The organism is Billgrantia desiderata, assembly GCF_900108215.1.
GTDB lineage: Bacteria > Pseudomonadota > Gammaproteobacteria > Pseudomonadales > Halomonadaceae > Halomonas > Halomonas desiderata.
In genome coordinates this window covers 1-17,178 of sequence record NZ_FNVC01000009.1, presented here as the reverse complement: position 1 = coordinate 17,178, position 17,178 = coordinate 1, and the positions used below count along the sequence as shown (strand labels likewise).

The following is a 17,178-nucleotide window of genomic DNA, read 5'->3' as shown; positions in this document are numbered from 1 at the left end:
TCGGTGAGAGGGCCCGCCAGGGGTTACATTGCGTAACCATTATATGTCGGGTCTGCGTTGAGGGATATGTGCCGAATCGGCGCTTGCACTTCGCCAGGCGGCGACCACACTGGTGGCGTCATCACAGCATGCAACGAAGAGGAGTCGGGATGTCTTCCACGGTTCTGATTACCGGTGCCAATCGCGGCATTGGCCTGGCGCTGGCGCGCCATTACAAGAAGGCGGGCTGGCGAGTGTATGGTGTCTGCCGCGGCACCTCGCCGGAGCTCGATGAGGTGGCCGATCGGGTCATCGACGGGGTAGACGTGACCCGCACCGAGGACGTCGCACGGCTGGCCGAGGCGCTGGCGGGACAGCGTCTGGACCTGCTGATCAACAACGCCGGTCTGCTGTGCGACGAGTCGCTGGGCTCGCTCGATTTCGACACCATTCGCCAGCAGATGGAAGTCAACGCCTACGCTCCGCTGCGGGTGACCGAAGCGCTGCTCGACAATCTCGGTGCGGGCAGCAAGGTGGCCAACGTCACCAGTCGCATGGGCTCGATCGCCGACAATGACTCCGGCGGTCGCTACGGCTACCGGGCTTCCAAGGCGGCGCTCAACGCCTTCGGCAAGTCGCTGGCCATGGATCTCAAACCCCGCGGCATTGCCGTGGCTCAGCTGCACCCGGGCTACGTGCAGACCCGCATGGTCAATTTCGGCGGGCTGATAACTCCCGAGGAGGCGGCAGCCGGTATCGCCGCGCGCATCGAGGCCTTGACGCTGGAGAACAGCGGCGGTTTCTGGCACAGCAACGGCGAGGCGCTGCCCTGGTAGTCGGGCGTCGAACGGTTGGCACGACGAAGGCAGTCTTCGTCAATAACGTTGGCTAAAGTGGAAAATTTGTGTGTAGGCTAACGGTTTTCCATGCCGCTGCCGGAGCCGTTCCATGCCAACCCCGCCATCCACAGCGATGCCTGTCACTTCCCGAGCGGAGGGCTGGTGGGTGCTGGCGGCAACGACCTGGGTACAGGTGCTGTGCAGTGGCGGCATGCTGCTGGTGCCTACCCTGGCGCCCCAGATCGCGGCAGCTTTTGGGGTAGCCACCAATCTGGTCGGGCTTCAGGTCAGCCTGCTGTATGGCGTGGCGATGCTGGCCTCGCTGCAGTCGGCGGTGGTGGCGCGGCGCCTGGGCGGCTGCCGGGCCAGCCAACTGGCGATGGCGCTGGTGATGGCGGGCTGCCTGATGGCGCTGCTCGGCACGCCGCTGGCGCTGCTGGCCACGACGCTGCTGCTAGGCCTGGCCTATGGCCTGACCAGTCCCGCGGCGGCGGAGCTGTTGACCCGCTTCACCCCCGCCGAGCGACGCAACCTGGTCTACTCCATCAAGCAGACCGGCGTGCCCTTGGGCGGTGTGCTGGCCGGCCTGATGGCACCGCCGCTGGCGGCCATCTGGAACTGGCAGGCGGCCTTCCTGGCGGTGGGCACCGCCTGCCTTTTCACCTTGTTGCTGCTGCAGCTGCGGCGCGCCTTCTGGGACGCGACGCGGGATGCCAGCGTGCGCATGCAGGGCGGCGGAAGCCTGACCGTGCTTCACCGCTCCCGGGCCATGCTGTGGCTGGGTGCCGCCGGCTTCTGCCTGTCGGCGGCACAGCTCTCGCTGCTCAGCTTTGCGGTGGCCTACATGGTGGAGGAGCTGTTGCTGACCCTGGTGGCTGCGGGTGCCGTCGTCTCGATGGTGCACGTGGCCGGGGTAACCGGACGCCTGGCCTGGGGCGCCCTGGCGGATCGGCTGGGCGCCAGCCTGCCCGTGCTGTTCGGCCTGGCGGGTGCCATCGCTCTGGTGTTTCTGCTGCTGGCGCTATTGAGCGGTGGGTTGCCTACTTGGCTGACCGTTGCCCTGTTGGTGATTGCCGGTGCCACCGCCGTGGGCTGGAACGGGGTCTACCTGGCCGAGGTGGCGCGGCGCTGCGAGCCGGGAGAGGTGGGCGAGGCCACCGCCGCGGTTCTGGTGCTGACCTACATGGGAGTGCTGGTGGGCCCGGCACTGTTCAGCCTGATCGTCTGGCTGAGCGACAGTTACGCCGTCGGGTTCCTGCTGCCGACGGTGACAGGCGCGCTGGCGGTGTTCTGTCTGCTGCGCTGCGTGCGCAGCAGCAGGGAGGTGTCCGGCGATGGCTGACGAGCGTTACCTCCCGATCCACTCCACCAGGCTGGTCTCACCCAGCGCATGGCGCTCATGGCGGATGCGGCAGGTCGCGGCATAGGGCAAGTCGAAGGCCAGGATGCGCGAGAGCGGCTGCTCGAGTACCTGGCGCAGCACGGCATTGGTCACGAACAGATGGCAGACTACCAGCAAGTGGCTGCCGGATGGCGCTTCCAGCAGCCCCTGCCAGGCCGCGCCCACGCGCTTGTCGAAAGCTTCGACGCTCTCTCCGCCGGGCGGCGACGTTCGGCTGGGGTCGGTCCACAGGGCGGCCTGGCGATCCGTGTCCTTTTCAAAGGCGCGCACTTCGGCGTGGGTCTTACCCTCCCAAGCTCCAAGGTTCATCTCAGCGAGTGCTGGCTCTATCGTCACCGGCAGGTCGTGTTGCTCACCCAGCCATAGGGAGAACTCACGACAGCGCGAGAGCGGCGAGCTAACGATGGCGTCCCACGGCGGATTTCCATCGATCAGCAGGTCGTTGATGGCGGTCTGCATCTGCTGCCAGCCCAGTTCGCTCAACGGATGGTCGGTAGTGCCGCGCAGCATGCGGCCACCCACCGGCTCACCGTGACGGATCAGGTCGAGGATGATCACCTCGGCATTGGTAAAGCGCATGGTCGGTTTCCTGTCGCGGCGGTCAGATGATGGCGTGGCGCACCCGGGCGGAGATCCACTCCGAGGCTAGCACGGTGACGAAGATCATCACGAAGATGACGCTGACCTGATTCCAGGCCAGGCTGTTGATCGCGGCGTTGAGTTGCAGGCCGATGCCGCCTGCGCCCACCAGCCCCAGTACCGTGGATTCCCGGATGTTGATGTCCCAACGATAGACACTGATGCCGGCAAAGGCGGGCATGACCTGGGGCAGCACGCCGTAGCCCATCACCTGCATGCGTCCGGCGCCGGTAGTGCTGATCGCCTCGACCGGGGTGGGGTGGATCTCCTCGATGGCCTCGTAAAGCAGCTTGCCGATGAAACCGATGGAGCGCAGAGCGATGGCGATGATACCGGCCAGCACGCCCGGGCCGAGGATGGTCACCAGCAACATGGCCCAGATCAGCGAGTTGATGGAGCGCGACGAGACGATGATCAGCAAGGCGGCGCTGCGCACCAGCGGGTGCGGCGAGGTGTTACGGGCCGCCAGGAAGGCCACCGGGAAGGCCATGGCGATACCCAGCAGCGTACCCAGGGTGGCGATGTTGAGGGTATCCCACATCGGCCCCCACAGCCGGTGGGCGTAGCTCCACTGAGGCGGCAGCATGCGGCTGATGAGATCGCTGCCCTGACGGCCGGCGTCCTCGACGAAGACCCACATGGTGTTGTCGGAGATCACCTTCCAGCACAGCAGGAAGAGGCAGGCGCCGGCCAGCCAGCCGAGATATTGCAGCCATTGGGTGCGGGTGGTGTGCAGGCGCCAGCTCGGCGTGCCCTGCGGAGTCGTCGAAACGGGCATGTGTCAATCCTTTCAGACAAAGACAATGGGCGGCGCGCACACCGCCATCGCATCATTGGGTCCAGCGGCGGATATGGCTCGAGGAGTACTCACACAGCAGCACGATGGCGATGATGATCAAGAGTATTGCCGCCGAGGTGTCGTACTCGTAGCGGCTGATCGAGGTGTTGAGGGTGGCGCCGATGCCGCCCGCCCCGACGATGCCGATCACCGCCGATTCGCGGAAGTTGATGTCCAGGCGGTACATCGAGAGCCCGATCAAGCGCGGCATCACCTGGGGCTGTACGGCGTGGTTCATGGTTTGCCACCAGTTGGCCCCGGTGGCGCGGACCGCCTCGACCTGACGCCAGTCCAGATCCTCGATGTCCTCGGCCATGAAACCGATGGTGGCGAAGGCCAGCGTGATCATGCCGGCCAGGGGGCCGAAGCCGAACATCACCACAAACAGAATGGCGATAATGATCTCCTGGAAGGTACGCGACACGGTGATGATGCCGCGGCACAGGTAGTAGATGGGCCAGGGTGCGATGTTGCGCGCTGCGCCCAGCCCCACCGGGATCGACAGGGCCACGCCGATCACCGTCGAGGTGACGGTCATGGTCAGGCTCTCGAGAATGCCATTGATGATGTCGCCGCGGCGGCTGACGAAATCAGGCTGGGTGAAAGCGGCCAGGAAGTTCAGCCCGCGACCGGCGCCCTCGGCGACCCGAGTCCAGTTGACCTCCACCGAGGCCAACGCGAGCACCAGGTAAACGGCGAGACCGAGAACCAGCCCCCAGCGCAGTCTGGGATTTTCGATCAGCGGCAGCCGTCGCCACTGGCCTGCCTGGGCCTTTGCCTGGCGGCTCATGAGGCGCCACCACTGGCCAGCATGAGTCGGGAAGCCGGTACCTCACGCGGTGGTGTGCTCTCGCCGATGTCGTCCTGAACTCGGGTATCCCACTCCTCCTCGCCATAGATGGTGGTGAGGGTGTCGGCATCCAGTTCGCCGGGCTTGCCGTCGAAGACGATCTGGCCGGCGCGCAGGCCGACGATGCGGTCGGCGAACTGCTGGGCCAGGGCCACATCGTGGATGTTGATGATGGCGGCCAGCTCACGCTCGGCGCACAGTTCGCGGATCAGGCGCATGATCTGACGTGAGGTCTTGGGGTCGAGGCTCGCAGTGGGCTCGTCCACCAGCAGCAGGCGCGGGCTCTGTATCAATGCCCGGGCGATGCCCACCCGCTGGCGCTGGCCGCCGGAGAGCGCGTCGGCACGCTTGTCCATGGCATGCGTCAGGCCGACCCGGTCGAGCAGGCGGAAGGCTTCGGCAATGTCTTCCTGCGGGTAGCGACGCGTGAAGCTGCGCCAGAAGCCGACGTAGCCGAGCCGTCCCGAGAGTACGTTCTCCATCACCGTGAGGCGATCCACCAGAGCGTACTCCTGGAAGATCATGGCCATGGAACGTCGTGCTCGGCGCAGCGCCGCGCCGGAGAGGCGGGTCAGTTCGGTGTCTTCCAGGCGGATGCTGCCGCTGGTGGGCTCCACCAGACGGTTGACGCAGCGAATCAGCGTACTCTTGCCGGCCCCGGAGGGGCCGATCAGTGCCATGACCTGACCGCGCGGCAGGTTCAGGTCGATGTCGGTCAGAGCACGGTCCCCGGTGGGGTAGCGCTTGGTGACCTGGGATAGAGTCAGCATGGTTGCAGCTCCCTTCTTGCATGCACGGAGCAGCCGGGGCGTTTCCCCGGCTCCTCTTGTGGTGTCAGGCTGCGGTTCGCAGCCGTTCCCGCATCAGTCGCAGTCGTAAGTGACGCCATTGGCGTCGGCGATGGTGCGGATCACCGACCAGTGCTCTTCATAGGTAATGGGAATGAACTGGGCTTCCCCGGAGTTGGCGAACTCGGCCTCCAGCGGCGTGCCGGACCAGTCGTAGCTGAAGAAGGCTTCCTGGATCTGCTCCTGGAGTTCCGGCTTCAGGTTGTGGGCAATGCCGTAGGCGGTGGTGGGGAAGGTCTCGGAGGTGTAGATGACCTCGTAGTCGCCTTCGTTGATCACGCCGCGGGCCAGCATTCGGTGAGCCACCGAGTTGGCGATGGCGGCGGCATCGTAGTCACGGTTGATCACGCCGAGGATGGAGTTGTCATGCGAGCCGGAGAAGGCGGTTTCGAAGTCTTCGTCGGCTTCCAGTCCGTACTCGCTGCGCAGCAGCGCCGAGGGGGCGCGGAAGCCGGAATTGGAGGTGGGCGAGGTGAACGCCAACTGGCGACCGGCCAGATCCTCCATGCTTTCGATGCCGCTGTCCGGGTGGGTGATGATCTCCATCTCGTAGCCGTAGCTACCGTCCTCGGCGGCCATGATGGCGAAGGGGCGGAAGCCACCGCAGTTCACCGCCACCGGCACGCCGCCAGTGTTGAAGCCAGCCACGTGCAGGCGGCCGGCACGCAGCGCCTCCTGCTGGGCGGCGTTGGACTGAACTGGGAAGAACTGCACGCGCTTGCCGGTCGCTTCGCCCAGATGGTCGAGGAAGTCTGCCCACACGTCGGCATAGACTGCCGGGTCTTCCACAGGGGTGTAGGCGAACACCAGGGTGCTGGGGTCGACCCACTGGGATTCGTCGCTCGGAATGTCGGCGATCATGTCGCCTTCGACATCGGTGTAGCGCGAGGAGAGGTCGGCGCTGGCCTGCAGGGCGGTTGCGGCCAGGATGCCGGCGATGGTGGTGCTCAGCAGGAGGGGTGTGAAACGCGTGGTCTGCATGATCGTTCACCTGTGTTGCGAGACGGTAGCGGAAAGTTACGGCTGCCATCCTGCTGTCTTGGCATTACGACTTGCGGTCCATCGCGTTACGGTTGGGTGACGTCCTCGTGATGCGGCCTCAACCCGCCAGGTAGAGGCTCGTCAGGCCGAAGGCATAGCCGATGGCGGCGCCGGCGGCGACGTCGCTGAAGTAGTGCAGGCCCAGGCCGACCCGCGATAGGGCGATCAACAATGCCAGCGGTACCAGCAGCGGCAGCAGCCAGGGCGCATGGGCCGCCGTCATCACGCAGAACATCACCGCATGCATGGTGTGCCCGCTGGGAAAGCTGTAGCGGTCGCGGGCCGGCTCGCCGCACTGGATCAGATTGACGAAGGTGATGAAGGGGCGCTCCCGGCACAGGCGCGTCTTGATCAGGCGATAGATCAGGATGGCGACGAGCCCGGTCACGGCATACTGCAGGAAAAAGGCGAGTCCCGCCTGGGGCTGCAGCCATGGTTGGGCGGCGATCAATGCCACCCAGACCGGCCAGTCGCCCAGGCGGCTGGCCAGACGCAGGGTGGCCAGCCAAGGGGTATACAGACTGAGGTTGGCGAAGCGCTGACACAGCCGCCACTCCAACAGGTCGAGGCGATCAAATACGGCAGGGGCGCGTGGTTTCATGGTCTATCTCCAGGGCCTGTTCTAAGACGGACAGGAACTTGTCGGCAATGGCTGGCCAGCGACAGACCTGGCTGCGCAATTGCGCAGCACGGCCCATCTGGGCGTAGCGGGCAGGCTGCTGGCACAGCGCCACGGCGGCATCACGAAACGCTTCGGCGTTACCGGCGGGTACCGTCACGCCATTGACGCCGCTGTCGATCAACTCGGCGGCGGCGGCATGGCGATAGGCCACCACGGCCAGGCCGCTGGCCATGGCTTCCGGTACCACGTTGCCCCAGGTCTCGGAGAGCGAGGGGAACAGGAAGATATCGGCACTGGCGTAGTGACGAGCCAGCGCTTCCGGCGAGATGAAGCCGGTAAAATGCACCTCCGGAAGTGCCTTCTCCAGAGAGCGCCGGGCCGGACCGTCGCCGACGACCACCTGCGCCATGTCGGGGCGAGTGTTGCGCATGACGTGAAGCGTTTCACGCAGCAGGGTGAGGTTCTTCTCTGCCGCCAGCCGGCCGACATGCAGTACCACCGGGCTGTGTTCGTCGACGCCCCAGCTGCGGCGCAGCTCGGCGCAGCGCAGCCTGGGTGAGAAGCACGCCTGGTCGATGCCGCGCCCCATCACTTCCAGGCGCTCGAAGCCTTGTCTGCTCAGATCGTCCGCTTGCTGTCGGGTAGGCACCAGAGTGGCCTGACAGCCGTTGTGAAAATGGCGCAGCCCGCGTATCAGCAGCGGCGCGAGCCAGGGTGCGCCGTAATCGACGCAATAGTGGTCGAAGTTGGTGTGCCAGCCGGCTACCAGCGGAATGCCCAGGCGTTTGGCCACACGCCGCGCCGACCAGCCCAGCGGACCCTGGGTAGCCAAGTAGACGACATCGGGACGCTGCTTCTGCCACAGGTGCTGGATACGACGGCCGGCCGGTAGGCCGATACGCACGGCGCGGTAGCCGGGGATCGCCATGCCACGCACCTGCAGCTCGGCCTGCATCCCCGGGGTGGGCTCTGAAGCGCTACCGTTTGCCGGCTGCGGGCGGATGAGCTGCAGCGCCATGCCGCGCTCCCGCAGCTCGCGACTCAGCTGCATCAGGGTGTGGGCGACGCCGTTGATCTCCGGTGCCCAGGTCTCACTGACAAGACAGATTCGCATGGCATCCTCGTAGCCGTGAGCATGACAGCGAGGATGGCAACCAAGGATGACGACCGGACGACAGCACGGTGATGAAAGTGTGACCATGGTCGGCTCGCATCCCGGACGAGAATTGGCGAAGCTGTCGAGTAACGTCGCTCGGAGTCTGCCATGAAGCATTCCCCCGCCTATCGCCTCGCCGCGACCATCCTGCACGGCTTCGACGAGTACCGTACCCGCTTCAAGGAGATCACCGCCGATGCCAGCCGGCGCTTTCGCGATGCTGCCTGGCGTGAGGCTCAGCAGGCCTCGGCCGAGCGTATCAACCTCTACGAGGAGAAGGTCGGCGAGACCCTGGGGCGGCTGAAGCGCGCGCTGGACGAGGATGACCTGACCCACTGCGAGTGCTGGCGCGAGGCGCGCACCCACTACGCCGAGATGATCAGCGAGCGGCTCGACTACGAGTTGGCCGAGACCTACTTCAATTCGCTGTTCTGCTCGATCTTCCATCACCGCCACATCCGCAACGACTGGATGTTCGTCTACAGCTCGCGGGATGCGGCGGCCCACCACTCGGGGCTGGAGCCGTGTCGTCGCCTGCGGGTGAACGGCGACTGGGCGGCGGCAATCCGCTGGGCGCTCGCCGAAGCACCGTTCGAGACCCCCTTCGAGGACCTGGAGCGTGACGTGCGCCTGGGAGGCGAGTTCCTGAGCGGGCATCTGCCCCAGGTCCTTCTCGACGCGCCGGACGCCGAGATCGAGCTGCTCAAGAGCGTGTTCTATCGCAACAAGGGCGCCTATCTGGTGGGGCGGATTCACGGCGACGGCGCCCAGGTGCCGCTGGTGCTGCCGATCCTGCACGAGCAGGGGGAAGGGCTGCATCTCGATACCGTGCTGATCGAGTCGGACGAAGTCTCGATCATCTTCTCCTTCACCCGCGCCTACTTCCAGGTGGAGGTGCAGGTACCGGGGGAGTTCGTCGACTACCTGCAGCAGCTGATGCACGACAAGCCTGCGGGCGAGCTCTATTCCGCCATCGGCTTCTTCAAGCACGGCAAGACCGAGTTCTTCCGTGCTCTGAACCGCCAGGTGGCGAGACGTGAGGACAAGTTCATCATCGCGCCGGGCGTACGTGGCATGGTCATGGCGGTATTCGTGCTGCCCTCGTTTCGTACCGTGTTCAAGATCATCAAGGACCGCTTCGACCCCTCCAAGGAGATGAGCCGCGACACCGTACGCGAGAAGTACCGGCTGGTGAAGCGTCACGACCGGGTCGGGCGCATGGCCGACACCCAGGAGTTCTCCAACTTCATCGCACGCAAGGATCACTTTTCCCCGGAGTGCCTCGAGCATCTGCTCGAGGTGGCGCCTTCCACCGTGCAGCTCAGGGGCGACAAGGTGATCATCAAGCACTGCTACACCGAGCGCATGATGACGCCGCTCAACCTCTACCTGGAGCAGTGCAGCGAAGCGGAGACCCACGCGGTGCTCAAGGACTACGGCAACGCCATCAAGCAGATGGCGGCGGCCAATATCTTCCCCGGCGACATGCTGCTGAAGAACTTCGGCGTGACCCGCCATGGCCGGGTGATCTTCTACGACTACGACGAGGTGTGCTATCTCACCGAGTGCAACTTCCGCCACATTCCCGAGCCGATGTATCCGGAGCAGGAGCTCTCCAGCGAACCTTGGTATTCGGTGGGGCCGAATGATATTTTCCCCGAGGAGTTCGGACCGTTCCTGTTTGCCGACCTCAAGCTGCGCAAGCTCTTCTACCAGCTCCACCCCGAGCTGTTCGATGCCGACTACTGGAAGAGCGTGCAGCAGGCGATCCTCGATGGGCGGGTGATCGACGTCTACCCCTATCGCAACAAGCAGCGCTTCAGCGCCAGCGAGGAGAACGGTCTGGTTTATTGAACGTGCTCCGGCGGCGCCTTGAACCGAGGAGAGACATGGCAGACCCGAGGCAGCCCCACCTGGTGGTCTTCACCGGCTCGGGCATCAGTGCCGAGAGCGGCATCCAGACCTTTCGCGCCGGCGATGGCCTGTGGGCCGAACACCCCATCGAGGAGGTCGCCACGCCGCAGGCCTGGCGGCGAGATCCGGCGCGCGTGCTGAACTTCTACAACTTGCGCCGCGAGCAGGTGCGTCGGGCGCGTCCCAACGCCGCGCACAAGGCGCTGGCGGAGCTGGAGCGCCAGGGCTTTCGCGTCAGCATCATCACCCAGAACATCGACGACCTGCACGAGCGCGCCGGTTCGCGCAACGTGCTGCACCTGCACGGCGAGATCCTCAAGGCGCGCTCCACGGTGGATGCGCGCATGCAGTATCCGCTGCCCCGCGGCGGGATCGAGCTGGGCGACATCTGCGACAAGGGCAGCCAGCTGCGCCCCGACGTGGTGTGGTTCGGCGAGAGCGTGCCGCACTTCGGCGAGGCCTGCGAGATCGTCGCCGAGGCGGACATGCTGTTGGTGGTGGGCACTTCGCTGGCGGTGATGCCGGCAGCCTCGCTGCTCGAACATACGCCGCTCGACGCGCCCAGCGTGCTGGTCGACCCCGAGGCCGCGGCGCTGGCGCCGCCGGGTGTGTTTCGCATCAGCCAGCCCGCCGGCAAGGGGGTGCCGGAACTGGTACGTTACTGGCGGCGCGAGGGGCGATTATGGGTGCCGGAAACCCTGCTGGGGTGAGCTCAGGATGCTAGAATGCCGCACCCGCTGCCCCTGGATACGTGATGATGCTGGATGAGACTGGCCAGGCTGCCCTTGCCTACCCCGATACCGGGCTGGCTCAAGCCCCTGATACCGGGCTGGCTCAAGCCCCCGACACCGGGCTGGCGCATGACCCCGCAACCGGTCATCCCCGCCCGCCGCGGCGTGAGTTCAAGGCGCGCGGCAGCTTCACCGAGCGCTGCCCCGGCTGCAACCTGCCGGTGCTCAATTGTCTCTGTCCTTACCGGGTCAGCGCCGAGAGCGAGGCGCGGGTCTGGCTGATCACGCATCCGCTGGAGCATCTCAAGCCGACCAATACCGGGCGCCTGATCGGCGATGTGCTGCCGGATACCGAGGTCTTCACCTGGTATCGCACGGCGCCGAACGAGCGCCTGCTGACGTTGCTTGACGATCCGCGCTTCGCGCCCTTCGTGATCTTCCCCAACGACCAGCCGGACTACGCCGATCGCGTGGTGGGCATGGGCGCAGTCGACGAGGTCAAGGCCGGCGGCAAAACGCCGGTTTTCATCCTGCTGGACGGCACCTGGCGTCAGGCGCGGCGGATCTTCCGCAAGAGCCCCTATCTCGATCGCCTGCCGGTGCTGCCCCTGGCGACGACGCGGCTGACGCGCTACCGTTTGCGCAAGCCCGCTTCCCAGGCTCACCTGTGCACCGCCGAGGTGGCCGCCGAGCTGTTGCGGCAGAGTGGCGATGAGCGCGCAGCCCAGGTGCTGGACGACTATTTCGACGCTTTCAATGTCAGCTACGACGCCAGCCGGCGCTACGAGAAACTCGAACAGCCGACTCCGGCCATGCGGCGACTGCTGGCGTGCCGGGGTGAGTGACGCGCATCATTCTTCGAGCTCCTGGGTCCTGACACAGGCACGCCCCGCCCGTTTGGCGCGATACATGGTGCGGTCGGCGCGCTGAACCAGCCTGCGCGAGGTATCGCCGGGCTGGCTGACGGCGACGCCGAAGCTGGCCGTGACCTGGCCAACCGGCGCGATGACGGACCGAGCAAGTGTCTGACACAGACGCCAGGCCAGTTCCTGTGCCTGGGCCAGGTCGCAGCCGGGCACCACGACGATGAACTCCTCGCCGCCCCAGCGGCCCAAGTGATCACTCTTGCGCAGCTGCGTCTGGGCCACCCGTGCTACCTGATGCAAGACGCGGTCGCCCACTTCATGGCCATAGGTGTCGTTGATCGATTTGAAGTGGTCGACATCGAACAGCAGCAGGGTCAGGGAGCTGCCGTTGCGGCTGGACGTGGCCAGCTCGGCCTCGAGTACCTGCTCGATGCGATGACGGTTCGCCACCTGGGTCAACGGATCGGTGTAGGCCAGCCACTGAAGCTTGGTATTGCGCTCGTGCAGCAGGCGGTATCGGTACTTGGTTTCGCGCTGCTCATGCAGCAGCGCTCCGCGTAGCGCGGCCAGCTGAACCAGCTGTTGCAGCAGGTGGCGCAGGGGCGGGGGGAGATGACGGGGGCGCCGGTCGCGGCAGACCACCAGGCTCTGGCCCGGTGACACTCCATGCAGAGCGAGGATGAGTGCCGCACGCGCTTGCCGGCCTTGCAGCCAGCCTGCCAGCTTCGGCGGCGGCAGGCGCAGCGAGCAGGGCAGCGCAACGGGCAGCGCTGCCGGTGACGCCAGCAGCTCGACCGGTTTCGCCTGGTTGTCGACCAGCATCAAGGGGGGGTCGATGCGACGCTCCACGGCGCTGGGGAAAGGCTCCAGACGCATGCCTTCCCGGCCCCGCTGCGCGCTACCTCCGCCATACTCATGACTATGCAGCGTGCAGGATTCGAAGCCGGTCAGGGCCTGGAGTGCCCGCAGCAAGTGGGCATGCAGCTCATGAAGGCTGCCGGCGCGGGCGAGGCGGGTGCTCCAGGCATGACCGAGCCCCGGTAGCTCGTGGCTTTCTGCCGCCAGGGGCTCCACTTCCAGGACGACATACCGTCCGGCCAGACGTGTGGAGACATAGAGATGCCGCGAGGCCACATCCGCTTGGCCCGAAGGGATCGCCCTGCCGGGGGCTCCCTCGGCCAAGGTTCGTGCCAGGACCGTCGCGATATCGGCCCCCAGCACCTGTTCCGGCCGTCGGCCGAGCGCTTCGCTGGCCGACGAGCCGAAGAAGCGCGAGAGGTTGGCACTCACCAGGTGCACGCGCTGCCAATCGCTGTCGAAAGCGATGAGACAACCATGCGGTTGTACCGCCTCCCCAACGACGGGTGCGGATGGGCAGATGCTCGCATCGAGTTCCCTATCAAGCGAGTCCGGCATGAAGGTTCCCTGTGGTATCGCCGGCAGCGGATGGCTGCCGTCCTCCCTGCGGTGCGCCAGGCCATCCGGGATGGTTGGCAGGCGTACGAGGGCCTCTGACATGAAGAAAGTAAACCATTTGTTGTTGAAGTGCATCAACCATTGGTTCAACTGCGGACCCGACGAGCGCGGCACATTCCCCCGATGAATGAAAAGACCGCCTTTGCCGAGCGTCTGGCCGCCGCCATGCGCGCCGCCGGCTACGAACCGCGCCCAGCCGTGCTCGAACGAGAGTTCAATCTGCGCTACTGGGGCAAGCCCGTCACGCTACAAGGCGTGCGGCGTTGGCTGTGCGGCGAAACCCTGCCTCAGCAGGAAAAGCTGCAGGTGCTGGCCGAGTGGCTGGGGGTCGAACCGCAGACGCTGCGCTTCGGCGAGCGTGGCGGCTATCAGGTGAGCGAGCCCCGCGGCGCCTGGGAGGCGTCGGTCGGCGCCGAAGAGCGTCGTGTGCTGCAACGCTACCTGGCGCTGCCGGTGGAGCAGCGCAAGGTGGTGGCGCAGGTCATCGAGGCTTTCGCCCGTGCCGACGAAGCCGGCTCGGGCGAAGAGGGGGCTGAGAGAGGGCGGGAGCGAAAGCCCGGCGAAGGCGACGCCGGCTAGGCCGGCCCACCCATCAGCGCGCCGGCGATGCGGAAGCCCGCCACCCAGGTGCCGGCGGCGGAGCCCAGCGTGGCGAAGAGGAACACCAGCAGGGTGCGCGAAACGCGGTTGCGCCACCAGCCCTTGAGCTCGGTGACGTCGTGGCGCAGGGTCGAGAAGTCCTGCACCTTGGGCTTGCGCAGCCACAGCTCGACCCCGGCGGCGACGAAGCCGGCGCCAATGGTGGGGTTGAGCGAGGTCAGCGGGGCGGCGAACATGGTGGCCACCACCGTGACCGGGTGGGCCAGGGCGATCAGTGTGGCGAGCCCCGAGAGCACGCCGTTGATCAGGAACCATTCACCGACCAGCTGCCAGCCGAGCTCGGTGTTGCGCGAGAAGCCGATGGCGAAGCCGGTCAGCACCAGCGCCGTGATCAGCCAGGGCAGGGCGCGCCAGATCTTCGACGGCGGCGGGGTGACTTCCAGGCTTTCGCGTTCCGCCTGCGGCGCCTCGGGCAGCGGGGCCTCGAGATGTTCGACCATGCCCTTCATGTGCCCGGCGCCGATCACCACCAGCACGTTGCGGTAGCGCCCGGGCGGGGCCTGCTCGGCCAGGCGCAGCACCATGTAGCGGTCGCGCTCGGTGATCAGCGGGGTGTAGAGCGCTTCCGATTCGGTGGCGAACTCGCTGAAGGTGGACTCCAGCACGTCGCCCTCCTTCAGCCTCTCGATCTCCTCCGGCTTGACCTCCTGACGCGACATCACGCTGCCGAGCAGGCCGGTGAGCAGCGACATGCGCTGCCACCAGGGCACGTTGTGATAGATGCGCTTTAGCGTCACGCCCACGTCGCGGTCGACCAGCAGCAGCGGCAGGTCGAGAGCGCGGGCCTCATCCAGGGCGGCGCGCATCTCGGCGCCCGGCTCGATGCCGGACTGCTCGGCCACGCGCTGCTGGAAGGCGCCCAGCGCCAGATTGGCAGCCACCATGCCCGCCTTGCCCTGACGGAAGATCTCGAACAGGTCCTGTTGGGCCAGCGCATCGGGATTGCTGAGGTTGTGGTGGCGGGCGTCGCACAGCTCGATGGCCACGGCGTCGAACTCGCCGGAGCGAATCATGCGGCGCACGTCTTCGGCGCTCTCGGCGGAGACGTGTGCAGTCCCCAGCAGGGTATAGCGGGTGCCTCCCACCTCGACGACGCGATGGGGACCGCTGAAGGCGCCTTCCTGGCGGGGGTCGGTCACGGAATCCTGGGAGTCGGTCATGAACGCTCGGGTTGCAGGGAGTGAAGCCCCGATTATCCACGAAGCCGAGCCCCGAACCAAACCCGGCGCCGGGTCTACCTGCGCCAGAAGGCGGGGGTGAACAGCACCAGCACGGTGAAGATCTCCAGGCGGCCGAGCAGCATCGCCACCACCAGGATCCATTTGGCCGCGGTGGGCAGGTCGCCGTAGTGAGCGGCCGCCTCACCCAGCGCGGGGCCCAGGTTGTTCAGGCATGAGGCCACCGTCGACCAGGCGGTGACCTGGTCGACGCCGGTGGCCATCACCCCCACCAGCATCAGGAAGAACAGCATCAGGTAGGCCGAGAAGAAACCCCACACCGCCTGGGCGATGCCGTCGGGCACGCTGACCTTGCCTACCTTTACCGCGATCACCGCGCTGGGGTGGATCAGGCGCATCACCTCGCGCATGCCCTGCTTCAGGATCAGGATGATACGGATCACCTTCATGCCGCCGCCGGTGGAGCCGGAGCAGCCGCCGACGAAGGCGGCCATGAACAGCAAAAACGGCAGCGCCCCCGGCCAGGCGGCGAAATCGGCCACGCCGAAGCCGGCAGTGGTGGCGATGGAGACTGCCTGGAACAGGCCGTGACGCAGGCCGCGCTCGGTGTCGTAGGTGCCGGTCAGCCACAGCGACACCACGGCGATGACGATCAGCCCGGACAGGAACAGCAGCAGGAAGCGCGCCTCGGGGTCGTGCAGGTAGTGGCTGAGCTGCCTGCCGCGCCAGGCCAGGAAGTGCAGGCTGAAGCTCATCGCCGAGACGATCAGGAAGGAGACGCAGATCAGCTCGATCAGCGCGCTGTCGAAATACCCGATGCTGGCGTCGTAGGTGGAGAAACCGCCGATGGCCACGGTGGAGAAGCTGTGGCCCAGGGCATCGAACCAGTTCATGCCGGCGGCCATGTAGGCCAGGAAGCAGGTCAGCGTCAGCGCGGCGTAGATGTACCACAGCGCCTTGGCCGTTTCGGTGATGCGCGGGGTCAGCTTGGAGTCCTTCAGCGGTCCCGGGATCTCGGTACGGTAGAGCGCCATGCCGCCGACCCCCAGCGTGGGCAGGATCGCCACCGCGAGAACCACGATGCCCATGCCGCCCAGCCACTGCAGCTGCTGGCGGTAGTAGAGTACCGACTCGGGCAGGAACTCGATGCCGGTGATCACCGTGGCGCCGGTGGTGGTCAGCCCCGAGAAGGATTCGAACACGGCGTCGGTGGGGGCGAGAGCGGCGTCGCCGGTGAGCATCAGCGGCAGCGAGCCGAACAGCCCCAGCACGCTCCAGAACAGCGCCGCGATCAGGAAGCCGTCGCGGATGCGCAGCTCCTTGCGCGCGCTGCGATTGGGCAGGTACATCACCAGGCCGGTCATCACCGTGATCAGGATGGCGATGATGAAGGCGTCCCACTGGCCGTCGCCGAACAGCAGCGAGATCAGGATCGGCGGCAGCATGGTCAGGCTGAACATCATCAGCAGCAGACCGAGAATACGAAGAATGACTCGCAGGCTCATCGGGCGGCGTTCCCTGCGTCGCGGGGTGTCATCGGGCCAGCCATCAGAAGAACGTCAGCCCGACCTGGAACAGCCGCTCGACGTCGCGGATGCGGCGCTTGTCGATCACGAACAGGATCAGGTGGTCGCCGGACTCCACCACCACGTCGTCGTGGGCGATCAGCACCTCCTTGCCGCGCACGATGGCACCGATGGTGGTGCCGCGGGGCAGGTCGATCTCGCCGATGGCGCGGCCCACTACCTTCGACGACTGGGTGTCGCCGTGGGCGATGGCCTCGATGGCCTCGGCGGCGCCGCGACGCAGCGAGTGCACGTTGACGATGTCGCCGCGGCGCACGTGGGTCAGCAGGCTGCCGATGGTGGCCTGCTGCGGCGAGATGGCGATGTCGATCTCACCGCCCTGCACCAGGTCGACGTAGGCGGCGTTGTTGATCAGCGTGAGGACCTTCTTGGCGCCCATGCGCTTGGCCAGCATCGACGACATGATGTTGACCTCGTCGTCGTTGGTCAGCGCGCAGAAGATGTCGCACTCCTCGATGTTCTCCTCTTCCAGCAGGCGCTTGTTGGTGGCGCTGCCGTGCAGCACCACGGTGCGGTTGAGGCGTTCGGAGAGCACCGTGCAGCGCTCCAGGCC

Annotated in this window: 17 protein-coding genes; 6 read left to right on the top strand and 11 right to left on the bottom strand. The window is 66.2% G+C overall.

Features of this window, described 5'->3' with window-relative positions; genetic code table 11:
• Positions 1 to 149: 149 nt before the first annotated feature.
• A complete protein-coding gene (locus tag C4S71_RS10045; protein WP_103969060.1) occupies positions 150 to 815 on the top strand; it encodes an SDR family oxidoreductase in 666 nt (221 codons plus the stop codon).
• A 112-nt stretch (positions 816 to 927) separates the two neighbouring features.
• Complete coding sequence (locus C4S71_RS10040; RefSeq protein ID WP_103969059.1) at positions 928 to 2,160, top strand: MFS transporter; 1,233 nt, start codon at positions 928 to 930, stop codon at positions 2,158 to 2,160.
• Between the two features lie 6 nt (positions 2,161 to 2,166).
• On the opposite strand, the gene C4S71_RS10035 is transcribed toward C4S71_RS10040, so the two are convergent.
• From C4S71_RS10035 to C4S71_RS10005, 7 genes are all read right to left on the bottom strand, one after another.
• The gene (locus tag C4S71_RS10035; protein ID WP_103969058.1) at positions 2,167 to 2,799 is read right to left on the bottom strand and encodes a histidine phosphatase family protein; all 633 of its coding nucleotides are present in this window, start codon (positions 2,797 to 2,799) and stop codon (positions 2,167 to 2,169) included.
• A gap of 22 nt (positions 2,800 to 2,821) precedes the next feature.
• Positions 2,822 to 3,637, bottom strand: coding sequence for a phosphonate ABC transporter, permease protein PhnE (phnE, locus tag C4S71_RS10030; protein ID WP_103969057.1), 816 nt, complete (start codon positions 3,635 to 3,637; stop codon positions 2,822 to 2,824).
• 52 nt (positions 3,638 to 3,689) lie between these two features.
• Positions 3,690 to 4,487 carry a phosphonate ABC transporter, permease protein PhnE gene (gene phnE, locus C4S71_RS10025; protein WP_103969056.1) on the bottom strand — a complete coding sequence of 266 codons (798 nt, stop codon included), beginning with the start codon at positions 4,485 to 4,487 and terminating at the stop codon, positions 3,690 to 3,692.
• Positions 4,484 to 5,317, bottom strand: a complete 834-nt coding sequence (phnC, locus tag C4S71_RS10020; RefSeq protein ID WP_086508092.1) for a phosphonate ABC transporter ATP-binding protein — start codon at positions 5,315 to 5,317, stop codon at positions 4,484 to 4,486. Before phnC ends, phnE (C4S71_RS10025) begins: the two co-directional genes overlap by 4 nt.
• Before the next feature lie 93 nt (positions 5,318 to 5,410).
• The gene (phnD, locus tag C4S71_RS10015; RefSeq protein ID WP_103969055.1) at positions 5,411 to 6,376 is read right to left on the bottom strand and encodes a phosphate/phosphite/phosphonate ABC transporter substrate-binding protein; all 966 of its coding nucleotides are present in this window, start codon (positions 6,374 to 6,376) and stop codon (positions 5,411 to 5,413) included.
• Between the two features lie 118 nt (positions 6,377 to 6,494).
• Positions 6,495 to 7,037: a phosphatase PAP2 family protein gene (locus C4S71_RS10010; protein WP_103969054.1), complete on the bottom strand. Its 543-nt coding sequence runs from the start codon at positions 7,035 to 7,037 to the stop codon at positions 6,495 to 6,497.
• Positions 7,009 to 8,172, bottom strand: coding sequence for a glycosyltransferase family 4 protein (locus C4S71_RS10005; protein ID WP_086508095.1), 1,164 nt, complete (start codon positions 8,170 to 8,172; stop codon positions 7,009 to 7,011). The genes C4S71_RS10010 and C4S71_RS10005 overlap by 29 nt, the downstream gene beginning before the upstream one ends.
• A gap of 150 nt (positions 8,173 to 8,322) precedes the next feature.
• Here C4S71_RS10005 and aceK point away from each other — a divergent pair, with 150 nt between their 5' ends.
• The 3 genes from aceK to C4S71_RS09990 are packed head-to-tail and all read left to right on the top strand — an operon-like array spanning position 8,323 to position 11,704.
• A complete protein-coding gene (gene aceK / locus C4S71_RS10000; RefSeq protein WP_103969053.1) occupies positions 8,323 to 10,068 on the top strand; it encodes a bifunctional isocitrate dehydrogenase kinase/phosphatase in 1,746 nt (581 codons plus the stop codon).
• A 35-nt stretch (positions 10,069 to 10,103) separates the two neighbouring features.
• Positions 10,104 to 10,838, top strand: a complete 735-nt coding sequence (locus tag C4S71_RS09995; RefSeq protein WP_103969052.1) for an SIR2 family NAD-dependent protein deacylase — start codon at positions 10,104 to 10,106, stop codon at positions 10,836 to 10,838.
• 47 nt (positions 10,839 to 10,885) lie between these two features.
• Entirely contained in the window at positions 10,886 to 11,704 is an 819-nt protein-coding gene (locus tag C4S71_RS09990) for a tRNA-uridine aminocarboxypropyltransferase (protein ID WP_103969109.1), read from the top strand.
• Between the two features lie 6 nt (positions 11,705 to 11,710).
• On the opposite strand, the gene C4S71_RS09985 is transcribed toward C4S71_RS09990, so the two are convergent.
• The gene (locus tag C4S71_RS09985) at positions 11,711 to 13,243 is read right to left on the bottom strand and encodes a sensor domain-containing diguanylate cyclase (protein WP_160113377.1); all 1,533 of its coding nucleotides are present in this window, start codon (positions 13,241 to 13,243) and stop codon (positions 11,711 to 11,713) included.
• An 81-nt stretch (positions 13,244 to 13,324) separates the two neighbouring features.
• Between C4S71_RS09985 and C4S71_RS09980 the strand changes: the two genes are divergently transcribed.
• Positions 13,325 to 13,780, top strand: coding sequence for a transcriptional regulator (locus C4S71_RS09980; RefSeq protein WP_103969050.1), 456 nt, complete (start codon positions 13,325 to 13,327; stop codon positions 13,778 to 13,780).
• On the opposite strand, the gene C4S71_RS09975 is transcribed toward C4S71_RS09980, so the two are convergent.
• From C4S71_RS09975 to trkA, 3 genes are all read right to left on the bottom strand, one after another.
• Positions 13,777 to 15,021 carry a TraB/GumN family protein gene (locus C4S71_RS09975; RefSeq protein WP_086508100.1) on the bottom strand — a complete coding sequence of 415 codons (1,245 nt, stop codon included), beginning with the start codon at positions 15,019 to 15,021 and terminating at the stop codon, positions 13,777 to 13,779. The two genes, C4S71_RS09980 and C4S71_RS09975, sit on opposite strands and share 4 nt — an antisense overlap.
• Before the next feature lie 74 nt (positions 15,022 to 15,095).
• On the bottom strand, positions 15,096 to 16,544 hold the full coding sequence (locus C4S71_RS09970; RefSeq protein ID WP_103969049.1) for a TrkH family potassium uptake protein: 1,449 nt from the start codon (positions 16,542 to 16,544) through the stop codon (positions 15,096 to 15,098).
• A gap of 43 nt (positions 16,545 to 16,587) precedes the next feature.
• Positions 16,588 to 17,178, bottom strand: a 591-nt coding sequence (trkA, locus tag C4S71_RS09965) for a Trk system potassium transporter TrkA (RefSeq protein WP_103969048.1), incomplete at its 5' end; no start/stop codon positions are given.